Source organism: Stenotrophomonas sp. GD04145 (genome assembly GCF_029835135.1).
Classification (GTDB): Bacteria; Pseudomonadota; Gammaproteobacteria; order Xanthomonadales; family Xanthomonadaceae; genus Stenotrophomonas; species Stenotrophomonas maltophilia_P.
The window spans coordinates 128,191-155,057 of record NZ_JAODZG010000007.1; the positions used below are offsets into that span (position 1 = coordinate 128,191).

Sequence of the window (26,867 nt, forward strand, 5' to 3'; positions counted from 1 at the left end):
CGGTCTCAGGTGTCGGTCGGGCGGGTCTGACGGAGGAAGTGGCCGGTGACCAGCCACGCGCCCAGCCAGCCCAGCAGCAGCGTGCCCAGCAGGACCAGGCTGCCATGCAGCAGGTCCAGGCCATGCAGCACGAACGGGCTGCCGTAGCTGCGTGACAGGTCAGCCAGCGGCGCGCGCAGGGCGGCACCGGCAACACCGATCAGGGCCAGCGCCACCGCGCCGGCGCCCAGCCCGTACCAGGCCCCCAGATACAGGAAGGGCCGGCGGATGAAGCCATCGCTGGCGCCGAGCAGCTGCAGCACGCCGATCTCCTCGCGCCGTGCCTGGATGTCGAGGCGCACGGTATTGCCGACCACCAGCGCGGCGCCGACGCCGAGCAGCACCGAAAGCACCTGTACCAGCCGCGCGCCGAACGCCAGCCACGCATCCAGACGCTGGCGCCACAGCGCATCGTGCTGCACCAGATCGGCCTCGGGCAGGCTTTCCAGCGCACGCGCCAGACGCGCATCGTCCTTGCCCTGCCCCGGGGTGATGACCAGCAGCGAAGGCAGCGGATTGTCGTTCAGCGCGTCGATCGCCTCGCCAAGGCCGGCATCGCGCAGCTCCTGCAGCCCTTGCTCGGGCGTGCGCACGGTCACCTCGCCGACGTCATCGCGGTCGCGCAGCTGGCCGGCCAGGCGCAACGCACCCGGGCCATCCACCGTGCCCTTGAGGAAGACATTGATGTCGCGCGACTGCTGCACGCTGCCGGCGAAATGCTTGAGGTTGTCCAGCGCGATCGACAGGCCCAGTGGCAGTGCCAGCGCCAGCGCCATGACCATCACCGTCAGCAGGGTCGCCCACGGCTTGCGGCAGGCGCGGCCCAGGCTGAACACCACGCTGTGCACGTGGTGCTGGAACCACACGCCGAGACGCGAGGGTGCGGCGGCTTCGCTGTTTTCGTTCTTCGCCATGCGTTACTCCGCCAGATCCTGCGGCGAGATGTCGTCCACCAGCCGGCCGTGGTCGAGAATCAGCACGCGCTTGCGCATGCGACGCAGCAGGGGAAGGTCGTGGCTGACCACCAGCACACTGGTGCCGCGCGCGGGCAGCTCGGCAAACAGGGCCATGATCTCCGCCGCCAGGGTCGGGTCCAGGTTGCCGGTCGGCTCGTCGGCAACCAACAGCTTGGGTTCACCGACGATGGCGCGGGCGATGCCCACGCGCTGCTGTTCGCCGGCCGACAGCTGCGATGGCAGCGCCTTCTCGCGATGGCCCAGGCCCATCCGTTCCAGCACGGAACGCACGCGCTTGCCGATGTCGCCACGGCGCGTACCGCGCAGGATCAGCGGCAGTGCCACGTTCTCGGCGATGGTCCGGTCCATCAGCAGGCGATGGTCCTGGTACACCGCACCGACCGCGCGCCGATGGCGCGGGACGTCGCCGCCGCGCACCTTCAGCAGGTTGCGCTCGTCGAAGACCACCGCGCCGCGGCTGGGCCGCTCGTCGAGGTGGATCAACTTGAGCAGGGTGCTCTTGCCCGCCCCGGAATGGCCGGTGACGAACAGCATTTCGCCCGGCGCGACCCCGAAGCTGACGTCGATCAGGGCTTCGTGGCCACCGGCGTACTGTTTGCTGACATTGTCGAAGCGCAGGACACTCATGCCCCGATTATGCAGGACCGGCGCGAAGTATCGATAGCGCCGGGACGCGCCCGGGTGGAATCGTTGATCTGCCGCTGCGCGCGCCGGGCATGGCCCGGCGCTACCGCTGACCGGGTGCGCCGATCAGCCGCCCGACAGCATCCGGCGGATCTTGCGGCCGATGCGGGTCAGGAACGAGTCGGCGGCGTCGGTGCTGCGCACCGGCTTGGCCACCACGTGAACCGGCGTCACCGGCGAGGCACCGTTGCCGGCGCTGCCGTTGGCGACCATCGCCTCGCCACCCTCGACCGGACGGCCATGGCGACGACGACGGCGCTTGCGCGGCTTGCGCTCGCCGTCCGCCGCGAGCTCCGGAGCACCTTCGGCACGCGGCGGACGCGGCGGACGCGGGGCCTGGGCCGGGGTGCCGGACCCGGCACCTTCCACCGGCGCGGTCGCGCCCTGCTCGCCTTCCACCCGCGGCTTGCGCGGACCACGCGAGCGGCGTTCGCCGCTGCGCTCGCCATCGCGGCGCTCGCCACGGCCGGCACCGGAGCGACCACCGCTGCGGCCACCGCCACGACGCTCTTCCTCGGCGGCGCGGGCTTCGCGCGCCTCGCGGAAGATCTGGCCGACGCTCTCGTTCTCGTCACCGTCCTCGCCAGCGACCGTGGCCGGGCGTTCCGGACGCGGCAGTGCGGTCATCAGTTCCTTGGTGACCGGCTCGGACGGAATCTTCTGTTCGATGTAGGCCTCGATGTCCGGCAGGCTCATCGCATAACGCTCGCAGGCGAAGCTGATCGCGTCACCCTCTTCGCCCAGGCGTGCGGTACGGCCGATGCGGTGCACATAGTCTTCGGCGTCGAACGGCAGGTCGTAGTTGTAGACGTACTTGATGCCGTCGATATGCAGGCCGCGGGCAGCCACGTCGGTGGCGACCAGGATTTCCAGCTGGCCCTTCTGGAAGCGGTTGAGCAGGCTCTCGCGCTTCTTCTGCGGCACGTCGCCGGACAGGACGCCGACTCGGTACCCGGCCTTTTCCAGCGAACGCGCCACGCGCTCGACGAAGACCTTGGTGTTGACGAAGACCATGGTGCGGGCGCCCTCGCTGCGCGAGAGCAGGCCCAGCAGCAACGGGATCTTCTCGTCGTCGGCCGGGAAGTAGATCTTCTGGCGCACGCGCGCGGCGGTCACTGTTTCAGCTTCGACCACCAGCTTCTGCGGCTCGTTCATGTGCTCGTAGGCCAGCTCCAGCACGCGATGGCTGAGGGTGGCGCTGAACAGCAGGGTCTGCCGGGTGGTGCGCTCGGGCATGCGGCGCAGCAGGAAACGGATGTCCTTGATGAAGCCCAGGTCGAACATGCGGTCGGCTTCGTCCAGCACGCAGATCTCGCAGGCGTGCAGCGAAACCACCTTGTGCTGCTTGACGTAATCGATCAGGCGGCCGGGGGTGGCGATGATCACATCCACGCCCTGCTGCAGGATCTCGCGCTGCTTGTCGTAATCCACACCACCGTAGACGAGGGCGAAACGCAGGCCCAGGTCGGAACCGAACTTCACGGCGTCCTTGTGGATCTGGATCGCCAGCTCGCGGGTGGGCGCCAGGATCAGCGCGCGCGGGTCTTCCGCCTTGCGGTCGGCCAGCGCCGGGCGGCTCAGCAGGCGGTTGACCACGGCAACCAGGAACGCCAGCGTCTTGCCGGTGCCGGTCTGGGCCTGGCCGGCGACATCACCACCGGCCAGCGCGACCGGCAGTGTCAGCGCCTGGATCGGGGTGCAGCGGGTGAATCCGGCTCCTTCAAGGCCGGCCTGCAGGGCCGGATGCAGCTCAAAGGAGGAAAAGGTCAAATCGGTCAGCGGTTTGTCGCTCATGAGTCCGTCTTGGTATGGCCACCGGCCAGCGGGCGGGCGGCACTGCATCGTCTGGGGGCACCGTCGCAAACTGCGGCCCCTGCGGCGGGTCGGCGGACCGGGGACCACCGGGTCCGCGCGCCGCTCAATGCCCCAGTTTAACGCACTCCGGCGGCCAAACCGGAATGAACCGTCTCACACAACCGCGAGACAGGCCCGTGCGGGACGCCTCTTCACCCAGCCACACCGCGATTGAACAGCCCTGCCGGGGGCGCTGGAGTCCGCGGCTGCCGGCCCCACTTCAGGAAGACAGTGAAATCCGACACATACCGCGCTTCGAAGCGATCACGATACGCTGGGTTCCAGCCGGCCACTGTCCATGCCCCGCGATAGGGGTACACTGCCGGCCGTGAGCGTCCAGGCATCCCGCCGAACGCACCGCGGCAGGACGCCGCGAGGCAACGACGAGGGTCGCGCCACCGGGCAAGGCCCAGTTCACCCACCTCCGGCCTGGCCGGGTGCAATCCAAGACGAGAAACCAAGATGAGCGACAAGGTTGTACACGTCGGCGATGCCGACTTTGATAGCGCCGTGCTGAATTCCAAGGAACCGGTGCTGGTCGATTTCTGGGCCGAGTGGTGTGGCCCGTGCAAGATGATCGCCCCCGCGCTGGACGAGCTGGCCGATGCCTACCAGGGCCGCGCCAAGATCGCCAAGGTCAACGTCGACAACAATCGTGCGCTGGCCGCCAAGTACCACGTGCGTTCGATCCCATACCTGGTCGTGTTCAAGGATGGCGAGAAGGTCGGCGAGCAGATCGGCGCGGTGGGCAAGGCCCAGCTGGCCGGCCTGCTGGACAAGGCCCTGGCCTGACCCTGTAACGACTCCGGCAGCCGCCCGGTGCGGCTGCCGGCAGGCGCGGACCGCGCCTGCATGAATGCTGTTCCCGGCGACCCTTGCACGGCGCCGCGGGCCGATGATAGTGTCGGCATATCCGGCCGCGTTCGCGTGCCGCACCTTCTGGACGCAGTTTCTTCCAGACCCATCCCCAACGTTCGCCGCCCCAGCCGGGCGCTCGCACCTTCAAGCGAGGAATAACGCTCTTGTCCGATAACACTCCCGAAACCGGCAGCGCAGAAGCGCCCGCCGAAAAGCGCGTGCGCAAGGCCCGCGTGACCAAGGCTGCCGCACCGGCCGCCGCCGAAACCAGCGCGCCCCCCGCGCAGCCGACCCTGCCGCTGGCCGCCGCGCCCGAAGCACCGGCGCCGGCCGCAGCCGCTCCCGCGCCGAGCGCGCCCGCCGCCGAGGCCCCTGCCAGCAGTGGCGGCGGTGAAGGCGGTGAGGGTCGCGAATCCGGCCAGCCGCGGCAGCAGAACCCTCAGGGTGGCGGCCAGCATCAGCACAACCAGAATGGCCAGCAGGGCCAGGGTCAGGGCAACCGCCGTGACCGTTTCCGCAACCGCCGCGACCGCGACCGCAACAACCGCTTCCGCGATGACGGCATGCCCAACGAGGGCGGCGAGCAGCAGGCCTTCGTGCCGCGCGTGCAGCCGACGGTGCCGGAAGGCTTCCCGGTCTATTCGCTGAGCGATCTCAAGCGCATGCCGGCACAGAAGCTGCTGGAAATCGCCGAACAGCTGCAGATCTCCGAAGGCGTGGCGCGTGCCCGCAAGCAGGATGTGATCTTCGCCCTGCTGAAGGTGCTGACCCGCCACGGCGACGGCGTTGCCGCCGATGGCGTGCTGGAGATCCTGCCGGACGGCTTCGGCTTCCTGCGCGCGGCCGAAGCCAGCTACCTGGCCGGCCCGGACGACACCTACATTTCGCCCAGCCAGATCCGCCGTTTCAACCTGCGTACCGGCGACCACCTGTCCGGCCGCATCCGCTTCCCGAAGGACGGCGAGCGCTACTTCGCGCTGTCGATCGTGGACACCATCAACGGTGAGCCGCTGGAAGCGTCGAAGAACAAGGTGCTGTTCGAGAACCTGACCCCGCTGTTCCCGCGTCGCCGCTTCACCCTGGAGCGCGGCAACGGTTCGTCGGAAGACATCACCGGCCGCATCCTCGACCTGATGGCCCCGCAGGGCAAGGGCCAGCGCTCGCTGATCGTCTCCCAGCCGAAAGCGGGCAAGACGATGATGATGCAGCAGGTCGCCACCGCGATCACCACCAATCATCCGGACGTGCACCTGATCGTGCTGCTGATCGACGAGCGCCCGGAAGAAGTGACCGAAATGCAGCGCACCGTGCGCGGCGAGGTCATCAGCTCGACCTTCGACGAGCCGGCCGCACGCCACGTGCAGGTTGCCGAAATGGTGATCGAACGGGCCAAGCGCCTGGTCGAGCACAAGAAGGACGTGGTGATCCTGCTGGACTCGATCACCCGCCTGGCACGCGCCTACAACAACGTCGTGCCGAGCTCGGGCAAGGTGCTGACCGGTGGTGTGGACGCCAACGCCCTGCACCGCCCGAAGCGCTTCTTCGGTGCCGCGCGCAACGTTGAAGAAGGCGGCAGCCTGACCATCATCGCCACCGCGCTGGTCGACACCGGCTCGAAGATGGACGAGGTGATCTACGAAGAGTTCAAGGGCACCGGCAACAGCGAAGTGCACCTGAGCCGCCGCATCGCCGAGAAGCGCGTGTTCCCGGCCATCGACATCAACCGCTCCGGCACCCGCCGCGAAGACCTGCTGATCGAGCCGGAACTGCTGCAGAAGATCTGGATCCTGCGCAAGCTGCTGCATCCGATGGATGAAATGGCCGCGATGGAATTCCTGCTGGACAAGATGAAGAACACGAAGTCCAACGACGAGTTCTTCGGTTCCATGAAGCGATAAGAGAAAAGCCCCGCACTGCGGGGCTTTTTTTTGCTCGGGAACGGCGCGTTCGCCGGGCATGGCCCGGCGCTGCCTTCGGTTACGGGCAGGCCACCGCGCCCTCGGCGGTGGCCGTGTTGGCCGTCAACCTGACCTGGGTGAATGCCGCGGCGAACGGCGCGTCGGCGCTGACCACGAACGGGGCCTCCACCGCGCCCAGGTCCACGCCGCGCTTTGCAAAGCAGGCCAATGGCACGGTCACCGTCTGCTTCTGCCCGGGCGCCAGCGCGACCAGCTGCGGGGCGATGTCCACCCCACCCTCACAGCCGCTGCCACACTGCATGGTCACCTTCACCGGCGATGCCGGGCGCTTCACCAGCTGCACATCGAACTGCAGCGCGCCGTTGCTGCGCGCCAGTGCGCCGAGATTGCGGCGCGAGGTGCTGCGTGCGATCAGCTGCGCCGGGGCCCGCCAGGTCACCTCCTTGGCATCCTGCTGGGTGTTCACCTGCACGGTGCGCACCTGCACCACCGGCTTGGCGGTGGGCCAGCGCAGCGTAGCGTTCAGATCATTGCCAAGCGGTTGGGTCGCTCCCGCGGCGGCAACGTGCAGGGCGAATGGCGGCGTGTCGGCGCGGTTGAAGATCGGCAGCACGGTGACTTCGCCGCAGCTGTCCGGGTCAGCTTCCTCGAGCCTGGCGACCTTGCCGCCCTTGGCGTAGCTGAGGCCATAGCCAAGCGCGAACAGCGCCGGCTTCTTCGCGTCGGGCTGGTCGATCGGTGCCGGGCACGGAACGCCCGGCCACGGGAAGCTGAGGCGTCCACGGAAGTCGTGTGCCGGCTTGCCGCCCTTGCCCGCCACCAGCACATCAGTCACGCCCTTGCCTTCGGTGCCCGGCAGCCAGGCGGCGACGAAGGCGCTGGACAGATTGAGCAGGTCGTTGACATACATCGGGCGACCGGACAGGTAGACGGTCACCACCGGCTTGCCGGTTGCAGCTGCGGCCTTCAGCGCGGCCAGGTCCTGCGGGTAGGCCCGGCTGTGGCTGACGGTATCCGAAGCGAGAATATCGCCGTTGGTTTCCGCATAGGGCGTCTCACCGATCACCGCCAGCACCACATCGAAAGCCTTCGGATCGACGCCTTGGCCATCGGCGCTGAAGCTGACCTTGTCCGCACCCAGTTCGGCGCGCAGCGCGCCCAGCACGGAATCGGCGTTGGGAAAATCGGAATTCCTGTTCTCGGTGCCCTGCCAGGTCAGCGACCAGCCACCGGACTGGTCGCCGATGCTGTCGGCGCTCTTGCCGACCACCAGCACCCGCGCATCGCGGCGCAGCGGGAGTGCCTCGCCTTCATTCTTCAGCAGCACCAGCGATTCGCGCACGGCACGCCGGGCCAGGTCACGGTGCTGCACGGCACTGGCATCGCCGGCGTAGCGGCTGTCGGACGGCTTGTGGTCGAACAGGCCCGCGCGCAGCTTCACCCGCAGGATGCGGGCGACCGCATCGTCGATGCGCGTCAGCGGAATCTCACCGCTCTTGACCTGCGCGGTGGTGTTGGCGATGAACGCTTTCCAGTCGTCGGGCACCATCACCATGTCGATGCCGGCATTGATGGCCTGCGCACAGCTGTCGTTGCGGCAGCCCGGCACCTGCGCGATGCCGTTCCAGTCGGAGACGACGAAGCCATCAAAACCCATCTTGTCCTTCAACGCATCGGTCAGCAGCGCCTTGCTGCCGTGCATCTTGCCGTAGTCCACGCCTGCGGCGCGGTCGTTCCAGCTGTTGAACGAGGCCATCACCGTCTGCGCACCCTCGGCAAGCGCACCATAGTATCCCTGCGCGTGGACGTTGATCATGGTGTTCTTGTCGACCAGCGCCTCACCCTGGTCGCGGCCGTTGTCGGTGGCACCATCGCCCAGGTAGTGCTTGGCGGTGGTGACCACGTTACCGTCGTCCTTGAAGGTGCCCTGTGCTCCCTTCACGTAGGCGTGGGCGTAGCTGCGGATCACCGCCGGGTCGGACGAATAGCTCTCATAGGTGCGGCCCCAGCGAGGGTCATGGGCCACGGCCAGGGTGGGTGCGAACACCCAGCCGATGCCGGTGGCACGCACCGAGCGCGCGGTCGCCTCGCCGATGCGTTCGATCAGTTCGGCATCGCCGGCCGCGCCCAGGCCGATGTTGTGCGGGAACAGGGTCGCACCCAGCACGTTGTTGTGGCCGTGCACCGCATCGGTGCCCCAGATGACCGGCACCGGCGTCTTCGCATCGGTTGCCAGCGATGCAGCGTGGTAGGCATCGGCCAGCTGCAGCCAGTCCTGCACGCTGGCGTGCTTGTCCATGCCCGGCCAGGAGCCACCGCCATTGAGGACCGAGCCGATGTAGTGGCGGCGCACCTCGTCCGGCGTGATGGTCTTGATCTCGGCCTGGGTCATCTGCCCGATCTTCTGCGCCAGCGTCATCTGCGCAAGGATCTCCTGCACGCGCCTTTCGATATCCGCATCAGCAGCGATCACACTGTGGACGCGCGGCCAGTCCTGCAGGCGTTCGCCCGTGGACGGCGCGGCACCCGCCGATGCGGCCAGGGCGGCCAGCAGACAGCCGGAAAGAAGGGTCTGGGTGGGGCGCTTCACTGGGTACTACCTCCGTGGATGACGTTCCTGGCGTGCGGGACTGCAGCGGCACGTCGGCATGGGCGATCGGACGCCCGTCCTGACAGCGCTGTCATATAAGCCTGCCTGCATCGTGTCAATGAGCGATCGCACATCCTGTGGCGGCAATCGCGTAACGGCGGGCTTTGCGGCCGACGCAGCACACGGCCCGCGGCGGTGGGTGTTGCGACGCGACAAGAATTCAGGACGTGCCAGTCCCCCTCGCGTCGTGGCACCATCCGCCTGCTCCGGCAACACCGACATCGCAGGTACGCACTACCATCGGCGCGTAGCCGCCGCCTTCCAGGAGGATCCACCGCATCATGCGCAGTCGAATCGAGGATGTCGCCGCCGTTGCCGGGGTATCGATCAAGACGGTGTCCCGCGTGCTCAACCGCGAGCCCAACGTGCGCGAGCAGACCCGCGAACGGGTGCTGGCGGCCGTGGCGCGCCTGGGCTACAAGCCCAATCTCTCCGCGCGCAGCCTGGCCGGACAGCGCTCGTACGCGCTGGCACTGGTCTACAACAATCCTTCGCGCAACTACCTGATGGAAATCCAGAACGGCATGCTTGAGGCCTGCCACGCACAGCACTACAACCTGATCCTCGGCCCGGTGGGCACTGGCCGGCGTACCCTGCCCGACATGACCGCGCTGTTCGAGAACTCGCGTCCGGATGGCGTGGTGCTGATCCCGCCGCTGACCGACGACGAAGTAGTGCTGTCGTACCTGGAAGAGCATGACATTCCCTTCGCCTGCATCGCCCCGCGACACCCGGAAGGACGCATCGGCGTGCGCATGGATGAAACCACTGCGGTGGTCGAGCTGATCGGTCACCTGGTCGCGCAGGGCCACCGCCGCATTGCCCACATCAAGGGGCCGCGCGCGCATGGTGCCTGCCAGTGGCGCTACGCCGGTTACCGCCAGGCCCTGCGGCAGGCGGGTATCGCCTACGATCCGGCGCTGGTGGTCAACGGCCAGTTCTCGTTCGAGTCCGGCGTGGACGCAGCCAACCTGCTGCTCGACATGGATGAGCCTCCCACAGCGATCTTCGCCGCCAACGACGACATGGCCGCGGCCGTGTATCGCGTCGCGGGCGAACGCGGCCTTCGCGTGCCGCGCGACCTCTCGGTGTGCGGGTTCGACGACACGCCGATCGCAGGGCACATCTACCCTGCACTCACCACCGTGCGCCAACCGACCTCGCACATGGGGCGGCTGGCCACCGAACAGCTGATCGAGCACATCCGTGCCGAAGCCGCTGGCCGCATGATCACGGTCGAGCACGCGGTACTCGAACGCGAGTCGACCGCCGCACCACGGCGACGTTGAGCCAGCGGCGAACCTGCGGCTCACGCGGCAGGCAGCCGCGAACCCTTCCATGCATAGAAGGCAATGTAGAGATAACACAGCGCCGGCAGCAGGAACGACAGCTGCAGGCCATGATTGTCGGCAAGCCAGCCCATGGCCAGCGGAATGACCGCACCGCCGACGATCGCCATCACCAACAGGCTTGAAGCCTGTCCGGTGAGAGCTCCAAGGCGGGTGATCGCCAGCGCGAAGATGGTCGGAAACATGATGGAGTTGAACAGTCCGATGCTCACCACCGCCCACTTGGCCAGGCCACCAGTGGTGGAGACGGTGATGCCGAGCAGCAGCACCACCGCGAGCGCGAAAAGACCGAGCAGCCAGCGCGCATCCAACCGCGCCAGCAGCGCCGCGCCAAGCAGGCGCCCGACCAGCGCACCGCCCCAATAGAGCGAGACATAACCGGTGGCCTCCTGCTCGGTCATGCCCTGGCCGATGCCCGGCGAGGACAGGAAGTTGACCAGCACGCTGCCGATGGAAACTTCCGCGCCCACGTAGCAGAAGATGGCCAGCACACCCAGTCGCACATGGCGGTGGCGCAGGACGTCCCACGGCCGGCTTCGCGCGCCGGTGCGTTCCTCCACGCCGGGAATGGCGGGAAGACGGAACATCCAGATCGCTGCCGCCAGCAGGAACAGGACCACGGCCAGGCCGAAGTACGGCAGCTGCACCGATTGCGCTTCGGCTGCACGGTAGGCCAGTGCTTCGGCCTGCGGCAACAGCGCCAGCTGCTCCTCGCTGCGCGGCTGCGCCGACAGGATCAGCAGGCCACCGAACAACGGTGCCAGCGTGGTGCCCAGCGAGTTCATCGATTGCGCCAGGGTCAACCGGCTGGAGCTGGTGCGCTCCTCGCCCAGCAATGCCACGTAGGGGTTGGCCGCCACCTGCAGCACGGTGATGCCGGTGGCCAGCACGAACAACGCCGCCAGGAACAGCCCATAGACATGGGCGGCCGCAGCCGGCCAGAACAGCAGGGAGCCGACGCCTGCAATGGCCAGCCCGGCGACGATGCCGCGCTTGTATCCCACCGCAGCCACCAGCCGGCCCGCAGGCAGCGACATCAGGAAGTAGGCGCCGAAGAAGGTGAACTGGATGAGCATCGCCTGCACCCAGCTCAGCGCGAACGCCGCTTTCAGGTGCGGAATGAGGATGTCGTTGAGGCAGGTCAGGAAGCCCCACATGAAGAAGATGGCGGTGACCACCGCCAGTGCGCGGGTGGTGCCCTGCACGTGATGTCCTCGAACGGTCGTTACTGTGTCCATTGCTTGTCCTTCCAGTCAGTGATCGAAGCCATCCTGCGGTCATGCGTGACATTTGCAGCCATTGTGATTGTCCAGCGCTGTCAATCCGACGAATGACCTGACACCTGCGGGCTGAAAGCTGATCCGCGCAGTTTTGTTCTGCACCGCACAACACTTTCCTGCCCTCGTGTTGGCAGCGCTGTCATCCCTGCAAAACCGCTGCAGATGCCGTCGCACAAGGCGTTGTTTCCGAAGCGACGAGGTTCTGGCAACGATTTCACAGCGCACCTTGCGACCGCCGACGCGGCGCACTTCATGGCAGTTTGTTGACAACGCTGTCAAGCGTCGCTCCAATCCGGGCCACATGCAGTAGTCCGTGATTGAACGAAGCAGGATCGCCATTACCGAATTCCCTGGGGAGGGAGCTTCCATGAAGACGTACAAGGCAGTACCTCGCAAGACGATGCTCACTTCCGCGCTGCTGGCTGCGCTGGCCGCCCCGGCATGGGCACAGGACGCACCCGCCACCAACGAACAAGTCGATCCGACCACGCTCGATGCGGTGCAGGTCACCGGTATCCGCGGCAGCCTGACCTCATCGATGAACCTCAAGCGCGACAGCCAGGGCGTGGTTGACGGCATCGTCGCCGAGGACATCGGCAAGTTCCCGGACACCAACCTGGCCGAATCGTTGCAGCGCATCAGCGGCGTTTCCATCGACCGCACCTCCAGCGGCGAAGGGTCCAAGGTGACCGTGCGCGGCATTGGTCCGGACTACAACCTGGTGCTGCTGAACGGGCGGCAGATGCCGGCGTCGAATCTGGGCAACGGCGGCGGCGGCCTGTCCGGCTCGCGCTCGTTCGACTTCGCCAACCTCGCTTCCGAGTCGATCTCTGCGGTGGAGGTATACAAGACCAGCCGCGCCGACAATCCTGCCGGTGGCATCGGTGCCACCATCAACATCAAGACACTGCGGCCGCTGGAGTCCGAACCGGTGATCAGCCTTGGTCTGAAGGCGGTCAACGATTCGTCCAACGACAACCTGCCGCGGACCCTGCGCGGCTCCAACGTCACCGGTGAGCTCTCGGGCATCTTCAGCCAGCGCTACGCCGACGATCGCTTCGGCGTGACGTTCAGCGCCAGCCACCAGGAACGTGATTCCGGCTTCAACCAGGCCACCGTGGCCGAGGGCTGGGCCACGTTCAAGGGCAACGAGAGCGCGGACTGGCGGGCACTGCCGCTGCCGGGCCAGGGGTATTCCGACCGCATCACCAACCGCCCCGGCCCCGACGACGTCTACGCACGTCCGCAGAACACCGCCTACAACGTCAACGGCGTGCAGCGGCAGCGCACCAACGCGCAGGCGACGTTCCAGTGGAAGCCGGCCGACAATGTCACCACCACGCTGGACTACACCTATGTCGAGAACAAGGTGCAGCAGCAGCGCAGCGAGCTGTCGGTCTGGTTCAACTATGGTCCGGGCGACAGCATCTGGACCAACGGCCCGGTGTCCGCGCCGATCATCTACAGCGAGGACATGACCAATTCGGACGTGTCGATGGGCGGCGCCAAACTGGCCACCAAGACCGACATGCACTCGCTGGGCTTCAACGTCGACTGGGAAGTGAACGACGCGCTGGACCTGTCCTTCGATGTGCACAACGCCGAGTCGGAATCGCGGCCGGACAGTCCTTATGGCTCGGCGGGCGTGCTCGGCGTGGCCGCCTTCGTGCGTGGCACCACCACCGTCGACTACAGCGGCGACCTGCCGATCATCAACATCGCACTGCCGCCGGGCGGCGTGCAGGCCTCCGACGCACTGGTCACCGGCTCGGTGTTCCAGAACAGCTACAACAAGTCCAAGGTGCAGCAGTATCAGGGCCGCGGCACGTTCCGCTTCGCCGACTATTCGGCGCTGGACTTCGGCGTGGGCCACACCCAGGTGGAGAACCGCTCTGCCTCGGCCATCATGCAGCGCAACAGCTGGGGCGGTCTGGGCTCTCCGGCCGACTACGCCGATGACATCTGGTACGCCGACAACATGGGCAAGTACTTCAAGGCATTCTCCGGCCACAACGATCCGCGCCTGACCGGCCAGTTCCTGGTGTTCGACTTCGACCGCCTGATCGATCGCGCGGCCCAGGTCGGCACCGATTCCGATCCGGCCTGCCCGAGCTGCTACTACGCACCGACGGAGTACTCCGAGGACATCCGCACCACCGAGAAGTCGAAGAGTGCCTACCTGCAGTACCGCACCACGTTGGATTGGTCGATGCCACTGCACGTGGCCGTCGGCGCGCGCTACGAGCAGACCGAGGTGGAGTCGAATGCGCTGGTGCGCGTACCGACCGGCATCAGCTGGAGTTCGGCCAACGAGTTCAACATCGACTACGCCGCCGATCGCGGCTTCGTCGGTGGCAAGGGCAAGTACGACTACGTGCTGCCGAACGTTGATCTGAAACTGGACCTGGCCGAGACGCTGGCGCTGCGCGGCAGCTACAGCCGCACCCTGGGCCGGCCGAGCTGGACGCAGATCCAGAGCGGTCAGTCGCTGGCCGACATCGTGCGCACCCAGGGCGGCACCGGCACCCGCGGCAATCCGGGTCTGGAGCCGCTGATCTCGGACAACTTCGATCTGTCGCTGGAGTGGTACTACGGCGAGGCCAGCTATGCCTCCGTGGGCTTCTTCCGCAAGAACATCAAGAACTTCATCAGCGACACCATCGTGCGCGAGAACGCCGGCACCCTGCATACGCCGGTCGGTGGCGCGTACTGGAACGAGGCACTGGCATCGGGCTGCGGCACCACCGACATGCCCTGCATCCGCGACTACATCTTCACCAACCATGCCGGGGATCCCGGCGTAACCTATACCGGGCGCAATTCGGCCGGGCAGATGACCGGCACCATCGTCGGCCAGCCCAACGACCCGGTGGCCGGTTTCGACATCACGGTACCGGCCAACCAGCACTCGGATCACCTCGACGGCTGGGAAGTGGCGGTGCAGCACCTGTTCGGCCAGTCCGGCTTCGGCGTGGCCGCGAACTACACCAAGGTGAAGTCGGGGCTGACGTTCAACAACCTCAGCCTGGGCGACCAGTACCCGATGATCGGCCTGAGCGATTCGGCCAACGTGGTCGCGTTCTACGACAAGAACGCCTGGCAGATCCGCGCGGCCTACAACTGGCGCGACAAGTTCCTCAACGGCATCGGTGGCCAGGGCCCGAACCCGAACTACACTGCCGCGTACGGTCAGCTCGATCTCAACATCAGCTACGCGGTCAGCGAACAGCTGACGCTGAGCCTGGAAGCAATCAACCTGACCGACGAGACCATGCGCACCTATTCGCGGCACACCAACATGCTGCGTTATGCCACCCAGACCGGTCCGCGCTACATGTTCGGCGTCCGCTACAAGTTCTGACCGGCGCCGGAGGGCTCGTGGAGCCGGGTTCATGCCCGGCCCACGCCGCACGGGTGCATGATGCGCGGACCCAAGGCCGCCGGGCACGGGCCCGGCTCTCCATCACGACCAGGATGTCCACGCATGCTGCCCCACCCCCGACCCATCGATGACGTGCGGGACCTGGACCCGGATGAGCTGCCGGCCCGGCTGCACACCTGGACCACGCCGAAGGTGATCCGCGGGCTGGTCGCGCACTGGCCCCTGGTCGCGGCCGCGCGCCGCTCGCCTGCGGAGGCGGTTGCGCACCTGGCCGCGTTCGACCACGGGCAGATGCCGGTGACCGCGACCACGGCAGCACCCGACGCCGGCGGCCGGCTGTTCTACAACGCGGACATGAGCGGCTTCAACTTCCGCCGCGAGCAGGTACCGTTGAAAGTGGTGCTGGCCACGCTGCTGAAGTACGCCACCGATCCGGCGCCGCCATCGATCTACGTGGCATCGACGACGCTGGACAGCTTCCTGCCCGGCTTCACCCGGGCCAATCCGCTGCAGCTGGGCGTGGACGAACCTCTCAGCAGCATCTGGATCGGCAACCGCTCGCGCATTGCCGCCCATCAGGACGTACCGGACAACCTGGCATGCGTGGCGGCCGGGCGCCGCCGGGTGACGCTGTTCCCACCGGACCAGATCGACAACCTGTACATCGGCCCGCTCGATTTCACTCCCGCAGGGCAGGCGATCAGCCTGGTCGATTTCCACGCACCTGACCTTGATCGCTTTCCGCGCTTCCCGCAGGCGCTGCAGCAGGCGCTGGTGGCCGAACTTGAACCGGGCGATGCGGTCTTCATCCCTTCACTGTGGTGGCACCACATGGAAGGTCTGGAAACATTCAATGTGCTGGTCAACACCTGGTGGCGGCCGGTGCCGGCCTGGATGGACTCGCCGATGAATGCCCTGATGCTGTCGATCCTGGCCCTGCGCGGATTGCCCGCGGCACAGCGCGCGCAGTGGCGCGCGATGTTCGACCACTATGTGTTCGCCGACAGCGAGGCGGCGACCGCACACATCCCGATGCAGGCGCAGGGTGTGCTGGGAACGCTCGACGCAGCCGCGGCCGCGCACGTGCGCCAGACCCTGCTGCGCCGCCTGCAGCGCTGAGGCCGCCGGTCGCGCCGGGCTTCACCCGCGCCGACGCCGTTTCTGGCGATAATGCTGCCTGCATTCCGCCTGCGCCTGCCCGCATTGCGGTCCCCCCCGCCCCATCCTGCTCCGCATGCGCCTGATTTCGCCCCGCCTCAACCTGGGCAAGCTGATCCTGGCCCTCGCCCTGCTCAGCGCCATCATCGCCCTGGCCAATACACTGCTGGCCAGCTACCGCGTGCAACGCGACCAGCTGGTCGGCAACACGCTGGAGGCCAACCGCGTCTATGCCAGCAAGCTGGCCGAGACGACCCAGAACTTCCTGCTGTCCGCCCAGCAGCAGCTGGCCTACAGCGCGACCCGGCTGGGCGAGGCGGACATGGATCCGCGCCAGGCGCAGGGCGAAGCCAGCCGCCTGCAGCTGCAGTCGAGCAGCTTCAATTCCTCGCTGGTCGTGGATGCCGATGGCCTGGTGATCGCCACCTCGCCCCAGACGCTGCAGCTCCAGGGCGAGATCCTGCACAGCGCGGGCAACAATGCGGCACTGGCCTCCCGTCAGCCGATGATCAGCGATCCCTACCAGTCGGCCACCGGCAAGCTGCTGGTCTCACTGTCGCATCCGATTTTCGACGGCCAGGGCCGGTACCGCGGCTATATCAGCGGCACCCTGTACCTGCGCCAGCGCAGCGCGCTGCATACGCTGCTGGGTACGCATTACTATCGCGACGGCTCGTATCTGTATGTGGTCGACCGCCATGGCCGCCTGCTGTACCACGTCGAAGGCGAGCGGGTGGGCGACTATGTGGTCGGCAATCCGGCGGTGACGGCGGTGATCCACGGTGAGCGGGGAGCGCAGCAGGTACGCAACAACCGCGGTGTATCGATGCTGGCCGGCTATGCCCCGGTCGCTGTCACCGGCTGGGGCATCGTCGCCCAGCGGCCCACCGAAGCCACCCTGCAACCACTGTCGCGGCTGATGTCGGCGGTGATCTGGAACGCGATCCCGCTGGGTGTGTTGTCACTGGTGATCACCTGGTGGTTCGCCCGGCGCATTTCGCTGCCGCTGTGGCAGCTGGCGCGCAACGTGCAGGCCGGCGAGGACACGGGCAACGCGATCAGCCATGTCAACGGCATCCGCGCCTGGTACTTCGAGGTTGCCCAGCTCAAGCATGCGGTGCTGCACAGTTTCAACGCACTGCAGGATCGGATCGGCACGCTCAACCGCGCCAGCCGCACCGATCCGATGACCGGTCTGTTGAATCGTCGCGGGCTGCAGCATGCGCTGGATGCGCTGCAGGCGCAGGGCATTCCCTTCGCGATCCTGGCGCTGGACATCGATCGCTTCAAATCGATCAACGACGGCCATGGGCATGACGTCGGTGATGCCGTCATCGTCCATATCGCCGAGCAGATGCGCCGCCACTCGCGCGAGAGCGATCTGTTGTGCCGCGCTGGCGGCGAGGAGTTCCTGCTGCTGTTGCCGGGTATCGGTACCGAGCCTGCGCGCCAGGCCGCCGAGCGCCTGCGCCAGCACATCGCCGATCACCCCTTCGCACCGGTCGGCACGATCACGGTGTCGCTGGGCGTGGCCCATTTCCCCAGCTTCCATGCCGATGCCGAGCAGGCCCTGCGCCTGGCCGACAAGGCCCTGTACCTGGCCAAGGAACAGGGGCGCAACCGGGTAATCGTCTACCCCCACGCAGACTGAAGCGCAGGCGCGCGGGCTACGCCAGCCGGTGGCTGGCGGCATAGGGCGGCGTGTCCGGATAGTCGCCACTGGCGAAGCGGGCCTGCAGGGCCTGCCACCAGCCAGGATCGAACAGGTGCCGATAGTGCTCACGTACGGCCGCCAGTTCGCCGACCGGCAATCCCATGAAGGGACCGAAGCGTTCGGGGAACACATCGCGCGGGCCAACATGGAACCAGGGCTCGTCGGCCATCGCCTCTTCCGGCGAGCTCGGCTGCGGCCAGGCACGGAACACACAGTCGCTGACCAGGCACAGTTCGTCGTAATCGTAGAACACCGCACGGCCGTGACGTGAAACACCGAAATTCTTCGGCAGCATGTCACCGGGGAAAATGTTGTTGCGCGCCATGTCGGTGATCGCCTGCGCGTAGTCGCGCACCGCAGCGCGCACCGGCTCTGCGCCCTGCTCGCGCAGGTACAGGTTCAACGGGCGGAAACGGCGCTGCACGTAGCACAGCGCCACTTCCACTTCGTCGCCATCGACGCGGATGCTCTGCGCGCACTGGCCCAGCAGTTCGTCAAGCAGCGCCGGCGCAAAGCGGTCGCGCGGGAAGCGCAGGTGCCGATAGGGTTGCGCGTCCAGCAGGCGGCCGACACGGTCCAGGTTGAACACCAGCGCGTACTTCTCTTCCACCTGCTGCCGTGACATCGCCTTCGGCCAGGCGAAACGATCGCGGATGAGTTTGAACACGAGCGGATAGCTGGGCAGGGTGAACACGGCCATGACCATGCCGGGGGTGCCTTCGGCGTGGACCAGGCGCTCGTGTGGATGTTCGTTGAAATGGCGGAAGAAGGTGCGGTAGCGCTCGGTCTTGCCCTGCTTGGCACGGCCCAGCACGGTGTAGATTTCGTCGATCGGCTTGCCCGGCAGCAGGCTGCGCAGGAACACCACGGCGTCGCCGACGGTGGCCAGGTCGGCCTGGAAATAGCTGCGCGACACGCCGAACAGGTGGGCGACGTCGCGGCGACGGGTCAGCACTGCATCGGCACGCAGGCCCTGTTCGTCGTTGACCAGCGCGATCACGCAGGGCGAGAAGCGATGCTCGCCGAAGACGCGCCCTACCAGATAGGCGCGACGCTCGCGGTAGAACACGGTATCCAGCAGTTCGATGCTGCGTACCGGCGTATCGCCCCAGTGCGCAAGATCATCCTGCAGCCGTACGGCGATGGCGGCGGCACAGCGCAGCTGGTGCGCATAGGGAACATCGAAGCGATAGTCAGCCAGCACCCGCTGCAGCGCCTCCACCGGGCGCGTCGGCGAGACCGCATAGGTGTGGCGGGCGACCGGATGGGTGATCGCATCGGACGGCTCGACATCGAAGGCGATGAACTCCACCGCCGGGTCCACGCCGCGGGTGGCGAACAGCCGCCGCGACAGCGTGTTGTAGAAGGTCTTGTACAGCTCGGCGTCGATCAGCCCCTGCAGCAGTGCGCTGTAGGCGCCGTGCACCTGCAGCCACAGCGAGCGCTCGCCGATCGCCTCGCCGGCAAGCCGGCGCAGTGCATCCATCTGCTCGGCGATGCACAGGTCGTACAGGGCGATGCGCTCGACGGCGTCCTGGCGGGCACCGCTCCAGTCGCGCTGCTCGAAGCGCTGCCGCGCGCGGGCGGTGATCGCCGCGAAGCGGGCATGGTACTGCTCGAATCCATCGCGGATGGCGCCGGCGATGCGCGGCGCCAGCTCGGCAGCGATGTCAGGCGTGGACATGCAGGGCTCACCGGAGAAGATGGCTCAACCATACGCCAGCGTGGGGTGGAATGGGTAGAGCCGGGCCATGCCCGGCTCCAACAGGCATCGGCTCAGATGGCCAGCTCGGCCTCCACTTCCTGCACCTTGCGCCGGGCCAATGCCAGATTGGATTTGCTACGGTCCAGCACGATGTAGAAGAACAGGCCCTTCTTCCTGGCCACCGGGCGCATGATGTGGTACGCCTTGCCCAGCGAGATCAGGATGTCCTCGATGCTGTCGTTGAGGTTGAGCGACGCTGCGGTTTTCATCTTCGCGCGGATCACTTCGGTGTTGCCGGCTGCCGCCACTTCCATGTCCATCCCCGCACCGGCTTCGCCCAGCAGCATGCCGCTTTCATAGTCGACCAGCGCCACGGCCTGCGCGCCATCGATACCCATCAGTGCATTCAACGATTCAGTCAATCCAGACACGTTGCACCCCTTGTCGGTGTAGGTTCGAGCCCCTCGTTCCCCTGCGGCCGGGCTCACGGTCCGCCGAGTTCGGCCAGGATCGCCTGGCCACATTCCCTGCTCTGCCACAGCACCTGGCCGATCACGCTGCGCTGGTCGCAGGCTGCCATCAGCAGCAGCGGCACACGCCCTTCACCGTGAATGGCCAGCATCAGCACCTTGCCGCCCGCGGCTTCCAGCATCAGCGTCTGCAGGTCTCCCAGGACCAGCTCGCGCCCTACTGCTGCCGCCAACGCCAGCATTGCGCTGGTCATCGCGGCCAGGCGTTCACCACGCCCTTCGGCGCCGGCGCTGACCAGCGCGAAGCCATCGACACTGGCCAGCACCACGGTGCGCACCCCTTCCACCCGGTGCTGCAGGTCCTGCAGCAACGGCTGCAGGCGTTCGCGCTGGCGTGCATCGGGCAGCAGTGCGGCCTGTCCGTCAGCCATGCGCGGTCACCAGCGCGTACGCTTCGATCTCGCTCATCAGCACATCCATCAGCAACAGCCCCTGTTCGCGGTCGCGCGCATCCAGCGGCAGCAGCGGCAGCGGTTGGCCGTCGATCTGCGCATGTGCTGCCCAGTGTTCCATCGCGGCCGCCGGTGCCTGGTCCAGATGGGTCACCGCCACCACCAGTGCCAGCGCCGGTCCGAACGGCCGCAGCACCTGCAGGTAGCCGTCCAGTTCGGCAGCCACGCCGGCACGTCGGCCATCCAGCAGCAGCACCGCGCCGCGCGCGCCCTGCAGCAGGATCGGCCACAGGAAATCAAAACGTTGCTGACCCGGCGTACCGTACAGGCGGAGACGCTCGCCATTGGGCAGATCGATGTCGGCGTAGTCGAGCGCCACCGTGGTCGATGCCTTGTCGGCGCCAAGCCGATCGCTGTTGGCGACGTCGGTGTCCACCACCGTGCCGGCGGCGATGCTGCGCACCAGCGTCGACTTGCCGCTGCCCATGCCACCCAGCACGACCACCTTGTGCTCACGCATTGCGTTCGCTCCCGCGCAGGTGGCGCCACAGCCGGGCCAATAGCCCGCTGTCGTTGCCCGTGCCGCGCATGACCGTCACCGTCACCGTCGCCGCAGGCGCCGGTTGCAGCTGCGCATAGCCACACAGATAAGCGGCGTGCACGAAATCGCGTACTGCAGCCTGCGGAAGGTCGAGCAGCACGGCACACTCGTCCACCGTACAGGCGCGCTTGAGCAGCAGCGAGCACAGGCGGAAGCCATCGTGATCGTGGCCCAGTACGCGGAAGTCAGGCCAGCGCAGCAGTTTCACCGAGGCGACGCGCAGGCGCTCGTCCAGGGCCTGCCAATGCGGGCTGCGCTGCGCCCACTGCCACAGCAACGGGCGCAATGGCTGCCGGGTGCGATCTGCCGCCTGGGCCTGCAGCTGCGCTGCTGTCAGCGCATCGAGCCAGAGCTGTTCGAACCCCCGCGCAAGGCGTTCGACCAATGCCACGACGGGCTCGTGCAGTGCGATGGCCTGGTCCTGCTCCAGGTCCAGCAGCAGCAGGGGCGCAGCGGCATCCCCCAGCAGCGCGTATCCCTGCCGCAGTGGCAAGCGCTCGCGCAGCAGGCGGGTGATCGCGTGTGCACCATCGGCCAGGCGGATCGGCGCGGGCACGTGTGGAATTACGGGTTCCGGTGGGCGCTGCATGCCACGCAGTGCGCGGCCGATGGCGCCGTCATCGAGCACACGCTGCTGGCCATCGCCGTCGCGCAGCTGGCCACCGGGATCTTCGATCCAGCACTGCAGGCGGGGCCGCTGCTGGCGCATGCGCAGGGCCGCGTTGCGCAATGCGGGCGTATCGCGGATGACCAGCAGATCACAGTCGTCCAGATCCTGGCTGCGGCGGATCTGGCTGTCAGGCAGGGCCGAAGCGATGCGCAGGCGCCTGAGCAGGGCCTGCTCTCCCTGGATATCGGTTCCCACTACCAGCACGCGTGCCATCCGTGTTCCCCGTGCGACCGCCTCCCCGGCGATCTCGCGTCGCCAAGGCTAGGTCATCGCCCGCGGCATCCGTCGTGATCGACCGCTCAGATTGACAGTGCCCGCGCCTACGCACGCATCGGTTCTGCGACGGCCATCGCGGGCAAGTTTCATGCCGTGTTGACGGCATTCCGACAGCTGACGGAAGTCACGTTTTCATCGCTTGGGGTCAGATCCCTTTTGCATGGCAAAAAGGGGATCTGACCCCGGAGCCAAAAAGAAACCCGCGCCGAAGCGCGGGTTCCGGGGTCACGACCGAACGGCGATGGATCAACCGCGCAGCTGCTCCAGCGCGGCGTTGAAGGTCGCGCTCGGGCGCATCGCCTTGCTGGCCTTTTCCACGTCCGGACGGTAGTAGCCGCCGATGTCCACGGCCTTGCCCTGCACTGCGATCAGCTCTTCGACGATCTTCTGCTCGTTGTCGGTCAGGGCCTTGGCCAGCGGGGCGAAGCGTGCCTTCAGTGCGGCGTCCTCGTCCTGCGCGGCCAGGGCCTGCGCCCAGTACAGCGCGATGTAGAAGTGGCTGCCACGGTTGTCGATGCCACCGAGCTTGCGCGAAGGCGACTTGTCGTTGTCCAGGAACTGGCCGTTGGCTTCGTCCAGCGCCTTGGCCAGCACACGGGCTGCTGCATTGTCGTAGCGGTTGCCCAGATGCTCCAGCGACGCTGCCAGCGCCAGGAACTCACCGAGCGAATCCCAACGCAGGTAATCCTCTTCGACGAACTGCTGTACATGCTTGGGGGCCGAGCCGCCGGCACCGGTTTCGAACAGGCCACCACCGGCCATCAACGGCACGATCGACAGCATCTTGGCGCTGGTGCCCAGCTCCATGATCGGGAACAGGTCGGTCAGGTAGTCACGCAGCACGTTGCCGGTCACCGAGATGGTGTCTTCGCCCTTGCGGATGCGGGCCAGCGAGAACGCGGTGGCTTCCACCGGCGGCAGGATGCGGATGTCCAGGCCGGCGGTGTCGTGGTTCTTCAGGTACTGCTCGACCTTGGCAATGACCTGCGCGTCATGGGCGCGGGCAGCGTCCAGCCAGAACACGGCGGGGGTGCTGCTGAGGCGCGCGCGCTCGACCGCCAGCTTGACCCAGTCCTGGATCGGGGCGTCCTTGGTCTGGCACATGCGCCAGATGTCACCGGCCTCCACCGCGTGCTCGAACACCACGCTGCCCGCGTCATCGGTGACCTTGACCACGCCGTCGGCGGCGATCTGGAAGGTCTTGTCGTGCGAGCCGTACTCTTCGGCCTTCTGCGCCATCAGGCCGACGTTCGGCACCGAGCCCATGGTGGCCGGGTCGAAGGCGCCGTGCGCCTTGCAGTCGTCGATGACGGCCTGGTAGACGCCGGCATAGCAGCGGTCCGGGATGACCGCCTTGGTGTCCTGCAGCTTGCCTTCGGCATTCCACATCTTGCCGGAGTCGCGGATCATCGCCGGCATCGAGGCGTCGACGATCACGTCGCTCGGCACGTGCAGGTTGGTGATGCCCTTGTCCGAGTTGACCATGGCCAGGCCTGGGCGCTGCGCGTATTCGGCCTTCAGGTCGGCTTCGATGGCGGCGCGGGTGGCCTCCGGCAGCGTCGGCAGGCGCGCGACCAGGTCTCCGATGCCGTTGTTGGCATCGAAACCGGCCTGCCGGATGGCGTCGGCGTGCTTGGCCAGCACGTCCTTGTAGAACTCTTCCACGACCACGCCGAACATGATCGGGTCGGAGACCTTCATCATGGTCGCCTTCAGGTGCAGCGAGAACAGCACGCCCTGGCTCTTGGCATCGGCGATCTGCGCGTCGATGAAGGCAGCCAGCGCCTTGCGGCTCATCACGGCGGCATCAACGATCTCACCGGCCTTGACCGCGGTCTTTTCCTTCAGCACGACGGTGCTGCCGTCATTGCCATGGAAGGTGATCTTCAGGGTGCCGGCGTTGGCGAGGGTTGCCGACTTTTCGCTGCCATAGAAGTCGCCCGCGTCCATGTGCGAGACGTGCGACTTCGAATCGGCGGACCAGGCGCCCATGCGATGCGGATGCTTGCGGGCATAGTTCTTCACCGACAGCGGCGCGCGACGGTCGGAGTTGCCTTCGCGCAGCACCGGATTCACCGCGCTGCCCTTGACCTTGTCGTAGCGCGCCTTGTAGTCGCGCTGCTGGTCGTCGGCCGGCGTTTCCGGGTAATCCGGCAACGGATAGCCCTGGTCCTGCAGCTCCTTGATGGCCGCCTTCAGCTGCGGCACCGAGGCGGAGATGTTGGGCAGCTTGATGATGTTGGCGTCCGGCGTGGTCGCCAGCTGGCCCAGCTCGGCCAGGTCGTCACTGACCTTCTGCTCCTCACCCAGCAGTTCCGGGAACTGCGAAAGAATGCGCCCGGACAGCGAGATGTCGCGGGTTTCCACCACGATGCCAGCGGTGGCGGTGTAGGCATCGACGATCGGCAGCAGCGACTGGGTGGCCAGGAACGGGGCTTCGTCGGTCAGCGTGTAGAGAATCTTGGACATGGGGGACTTGGACTCTGTAGCAGTGCTCAGGGAAAGCCCGGCGGCAGCGCCGGACCACGTGCAACCGTGTCTCGCGCGGGGCTTGGCCCCACGCTTTCCCCCGTCGCCGTCAGGGTGGGCGCGCGGCGGGGAAACCCCTGCATTGTCGCGTTTTCAGCCGCGCGGGGCAAAGCCGCGCCATACGCGCCGGTACTGCAACGCAGTGATTCACCCGGCTGGGGGTGTCACGCAAAAAAAAAGACGCAGCCTCGCGGCTGCGTCCATCGTGAGCCCTGCCGGGAGAGAGTCGGCAGGACTTACTTGACCTCGAACTCCTGCGGCGTTCCGGCCGCCTTACCATCAACCATGACTTCGGCGCGGTACTTGCCGGCCGGCCAGCCATTGGCATTCTTGAAGGTGATGTTGGTGGTCTCGGCACCGCTGGTGTTCAGCGTGGCATTCTGCTCGCCGGCGACCTGACCGTCCTGGAAGGTCAGCTTGGCGCCGACGTTGACGTTGTTGGCAGCACCGTCTGTGCGGACCGACACGATCACATCGTCCTTCGGCGCGAACAGTGCTGCCGGAGCGACGGACTTGTCCGCTGCCGCCGTCTTGCCGACGGAGACGGAGGAGACGGCTACTGCCGCCTCAGACATCGGCGGCGGCGCGCCGGTCATCGGTGCCGGGGCCGTTTCGGCCGGGGCGGTGGCAGCGGGCGCTGCATTGCTGTCGGTCGACTCTTCCTTCTTCTTGCAACCCACCAGGGCGACGCTGCCCAACAGGGCGGTCAGCAGGGCGGTCTGGAGCGGCGTGGTCTTGATCATTCGGTGTTCCTCCCAGGATTGTCGGATGGCGTGCGGGCGCGGCCGGCTTACTTCGGTGGCAGTTTCAGGGTCTGGCCAGGGAAAATCTTGTCCGGGTCATCAAGCACGTCCCGGTTGGCTTCGAAGATCTTCTTCCAGGCATTGGCGTCGCCAAGATGCGCCTTGGCGATCTTCGACAGCGAGTCCCCCTTCTGCACGGTGTAGGTGCCGCCGCTGACCACCTCGGCGGTGCTGTCCACCGAGCCGCTGACGCCGGAGAAGTCCGCCTTCGGTGCCTGCTGGGCGGTACTGTCGACGCTGGCGCTGACGCCGGAGAAATCAGCTTTCTTCTCGGTACTCATCCACAACTCCCGTCTGCATGACTACGTGGTTCGCACGGTGCCATGGCGGTTGTTAAATGGGGATGGTGCAGATGTGAAGCCGCCCCCCCGGGGGGCTGAACAATCGGGAGATGGACACCCCCTGCCCGCTGCTCCACCGGTAGCGCCGGGCCATGCCCGGCGGCGGTGGCTGGGGCCGCTGCGCTCGCCGGGCGTGGCCCGGCGCTACCGTAACGCCTGCGGGGGATCGGTGGGGCCGCTGCGCTCGCCGGGCGTGGCCCGGCGCTACCGTAACCGCCTGCGCGGTTACTGGCGCAGCTCGCGGTAGGTCGCGGCCGGGGCCGCGATGCCGGGGCTGGCGCGCCATGGATTGATGTCGAGGCCGCCGCGACGCGTGTAGCGCGCTTCCACTTCCAGCCACTGCGGCCGGCAGCGCGCGGAGACCTCGCTGAAGATCCGCTCCACGCACTGCTCGTGGAATTCCGCGTGCTCGCGGTAGCTCACCAGATAGCGCAGCAGGCCGGCCCGGTCGATCTTCGGCCCCCGATAGCGCAGGCTGACCGTGGCCCAGTCCGGCTGGCCGGTAACCGGGCAGTTGGATTTCAGCAGCGCGGAGACCAACGTCTCCTCCACCGGCTGCGCAGCGTCGGCCGAGAGGAAGTCCGCCTGCGGGGGGCCGTAGCAGTCGATCTCCAGGTCCAGGCCGTCGATGGATTCGCCCAGCGGTACCGGGCGCAGTTCGGGCAGGCCGAACGCCACCTGCACGGGTGCGCCGGCACAGGCTGACAGATCGTCGACAAGACGCGCATGCAGTGCCTCGGCACTGTCGATGCGGCTGCTGTTGAGGGAATTCAGGTACAGCTTGAACGACTTCGATTCGATCAGGCACGGCGAGGTGCAGGGCACCTGCACGGTGGCGACGGCCACCTGCGGCTTGCCACGCGGGTCGAGCCAGCTCAGCTCGAACGCATGCCAGCGATCATGGCCGACGAACGGCAGCGCGGTGTCGTCGAGGCCGATCTCGGCGCGGGCGGCGCGGCGGGGGATGGGAAACAGCAGGCCGGGATCGTACTGCGACGGGTAACTGACCTCGCGACCGAGGCTGGAATCCTGGGGGGTGTTCATGGGGCCATTGTATCGCGACGGCGCTGGGCCTCCGGCCGGGCCGGCCAACGGCGGAGCCCCTCCGTGGTGGTTTTGTCGGTTGGTCGTGGAAGGCGGTCTCTCGGCTTGGCCG

The 26,867-nt window shown here is 67.0% G+C and carries 20 protein-coding genes; 6 read left to right on the top strand and 14 right to left on the bottom strand.

Going from position 1 to position 26,867, the window contains the following annotated elements:
- Positions 1-5: 5 nt before the first annotated feature.
- The 3 genes from ftsX to rhlB form a co-directional block, all read right to left on the bottom strand.
- Positions 6-953, bottom strand: a complete 948-nt coding sequence (gene ftsX, locus N7367_RS06305) for a permease-like cell division protein FtsX (RefSeq protein ID WP_053515654.1) — start codon at positions 951-953, stop codon at positions 6-8.
- 3 nt (positions 954-956) lie between these two features.
- Positions 957-1,643 carry a cell division ATP-binding protein FtsE gene (gene ftsE, locus N7367_RS06310; RefSeq protein WP_279941993.1) on the bottom strand — a complete coding sequence of 229 codons (687 nt, stop codon included), beginning with the start codon at positions 1,641-1,643 and terminating at the stop codon, positions 957-959.
- 123 nt (positions 1,644-1,766) lie between these two features.
- The gene (gene rhlB, locus N7367_RS06315; protein ID WP_065174408.1) at positions 1,767-3,494 is read right to left on the bottom strand and encodes an ATP-dependent RNA helicase RhlB; all 1,728 of its coding nucleotides are present in this window, start codon (positions 3,492-3,494) and stop codon (positions 1,767-1,769) included.
- A 522-nt stretch (positions 3,495-4,016) separates the two neighbouring features.
- On the opposite strand from rhlB, the gene trxA reads away from it, so the two are divergent.
- Both trxA and rho read left to right on the top strand, forming a co-directional pair.
- Positions 4,017-4,346: a thioredoxin gene (gene trxA, locus N7367_RS06320; protein WP_025878607.1), complete on the top strand. Its 330-nt coding sequence runs from the start codon at positions 4,017-4,019 to the stop codon at positions 4,344-4,346.
- 230 nt (positions 4,347-4,576) lie between these two features.
- Positions 4,577-6,310 (top strand): transcription termination factor Rho, encoded by a 1,734-nt coding sequence (gene rho / locus N7367_RS06325; protein WP_279941994.1) that lies wholly within the window; start codon positions 4,577-4,579, stop codon positions 6,308-6,310.
- A gap of 79 nt (positions 6,311-6,389) precedes the next feature.
- Here the strand turns inward: rho and N7367_RS06330 are convergent, their stop codons facing one another.
- Positions 6,390-8,921: an exo 1,3/1,4-beta-D-glucan glucohydrolase gene (locus N7367_RS06330; RefSeq protein ID WP_279941995.1), complete on the bottom strand. Its 2,532-nt coding sequence runs from the start codon at positions 8,919-8,921 to the stop codon at positions 6,390-6,392.
- A gap of 341 nt (positions 8,922-9,262) precedes the next feature.
- Here N7367_RS06330 and N7367_RS06335 point away from each other — a divergent pair, with 341 nt between their 5' ends.
- Positions 9,263-10,270 (top strand): LacI family DNA-binding transcriptional regulator, encoded by a 1,008-nt coding sequence (locus N7367_RS06335; protein ID WP_053515642.1) that lies wholly within the window; start codon positions 9,263-9,265, stop codon positions 10,268-10,270.
- A gap of 20 nt (positions 10,271-10,290) precedes the next feature.
- On the opposite strand, the gene N7367_RS06340 is transcribed toward N7367_RS06335, so the two are convergent.
- Positions 10,291-11,568 carry a sugar MFS transporter gene (locus N7367_RS06340; protein ID WP_065181547.1) on the bottom strand — a complete coding sequence of 426 codons (1,278 nt, stop codon included), beginning with the start codon at positions 11,566-11,568 and terminating at the stop codon, positions 10,291-10,293.
- A gap of 409 nt (positions 11,569-11,977) precedes the next feature.
- On the opposite strand from N7367_RS06340, the gene N7367_RS06345 reads away from it, so the two are divergent.
- The 3 genes from N7367_RS06345 (at position 11,978) to N7367_RS06355 (ending at position 17,801) form a co-directional block, all read left to right on the top strand.
- Positions 11,978-14,971 (top strand): TonB-dependent receptor, encoded by a 2,994-nt coding sequence (locus N7367_RS06345; protein ID WP_277381140.1) that lies wholly within the window; start codon positions 11,978-11,980, stop codon positions 14,969-14,971.
- A gap of 123 nt (positions 14,972-15,094) precedes the next feature.
- Positions 15,095-16,111, top strand: coding sequence for a cupin-like domain-containing protein (locus tag N7367_RS06350; RefSeq protein ID WP_065174396.1), 1,017 nt, complete (start codon positions 15,095-15,097; stop codon positions 16,109-16,111).
- Positions 16,112-16,226: 115 nt separating this feature from the next.
- The gene (locus N7367_RS06355; RefSeq protein WP_053515759.1) at positions 16,227-17,801 is read left to right on the top strand and encodes a sensor domain-containing diguanylate cyclase; all 1,575 of its coding nucleotides are present in this window, start codon (positions 16,227-16,229) and stop codon (positions 17,799-17,801) included.
- Positions 17,802-17,817: 16 nt separating this feature from the next.
- On the opposite strand, the gene aceK is transcribed toward N7367_RS06355, so the two are convergent.
- The 9 genes from aceK to queF form a co-directional block, all read right to left on the bottom strand.
- Positions 17,818-19,548, bottom strand: coding sequence for a bifunctional isocitrate dehydrogenase kinase/phosphatase (gene aceK / locus N7367_RS06360; protein ID WP_279941996.1), 1,731 nt, complete (start codon positions 19,546-19,548; stop codon positions 17,818-17,820).
- Positions 19,549-19,640: 92 nt separating this feature from the next.
- Positions 19,641-20,000: a hypothetical protein gene (locus tag N7367_RS06365; RefSeq protein ID WP_279941997.1), complete on the bottom strand. Its 360-nt coding sequence runs from the start codon at positions 19,998-20,000 to the stop codon at positions 19,641-19,643.
- A gap of 53 nt (positions 20,001-20,053) precedes the next feature.
- Complete coding sequence (locus N7367_RS06370) at positions 20,054-20,470, bottom strand: roadblock/LC7 domain-containing protein (RefSeq protein ID WP_053515632.1); 417 nt, start codon at positions 20,468-20,470, stop codon at positions 20,054-20,056.
- Entirely contained in the window at positions 20,463-21,011 is a 549-nt protein-coding gene (locus tag N7367_RS06375; protein ID WP_065174394.1) for an ATP/GTP-binding protein, read from the bottom strand. The genes N7367_RS06370 and N7367_RS06375 overlap by 8 nt, the downstream gene beginning before the upstream one ends.
- On the bottom strand, positions 21,004-21,975 hold the full coding sequence (locus tag N7367_RS06380) for a hypothetical protein (RefSeq protein WP_279941998.1): 972 nt from the start codon (positions 21,973-21,975) through the stop codon (positions 21,004-21,006). Before N7367_RS06380 ends, N7367_RS06375 begins: the two co-directional genes overlap by 8 nt.
- A 309-nt stretch (positions 21,976-22,284) precedes the next feature.
- The gene (locus N7367_RS06385; RefSeq protein WP_279941999.1) at positions 22,285-24,507 is read right to left on the bottom strand and encodes an NADP-dependent isocitrate dehydrogenase; all 2,223 of its coding nucleotides are present in this window, start codon (positions 24,505-24,507) and stop codon (positions 22,285-22,287) included.
- A gap of 296 nt (positions 24,508-24,803) precedes the next feature.
- Positions 24,804-25,310 (bottom strand): hypothetical protein, encoded by a 507-nt coding sequence (locus tag N7367_RS06390; protein ID WP_053515624.1) that lies wholly within the window; start codon positions 25,308-25,310, stop codon positions 24,804-24,806.
- Between the two features lie 47 nt (positions 25,311-25,357).
- On the bottom strand, positions 25,358-25,651 hold the full coding sequence (locus N7367_RS06395; protein ID WP_053515622.1) for a LysM peptidoglycan-binding domain-containing protein: 294 nt from the start codon (positions 25,649-25,651) through the stop codon (positions 25,358-25,360).
- A 285-nt stretch (positions 25,652-25,936) separates the two neighbouring features.
- Positions 25,937-26,755, bottom strand: coding sequence for an NADPH-dependent 7-cyano-7-deazaguanine reductase QueF (gene queF, locus N7367_RS06400; protein ID WP_053515757.1), 819 nt, complete (start codon positions 26,753-26,755; stop codon positions 25,937-25,939).
- Positions 26,756-26,867: the final 112 nt, after the last annotated feature.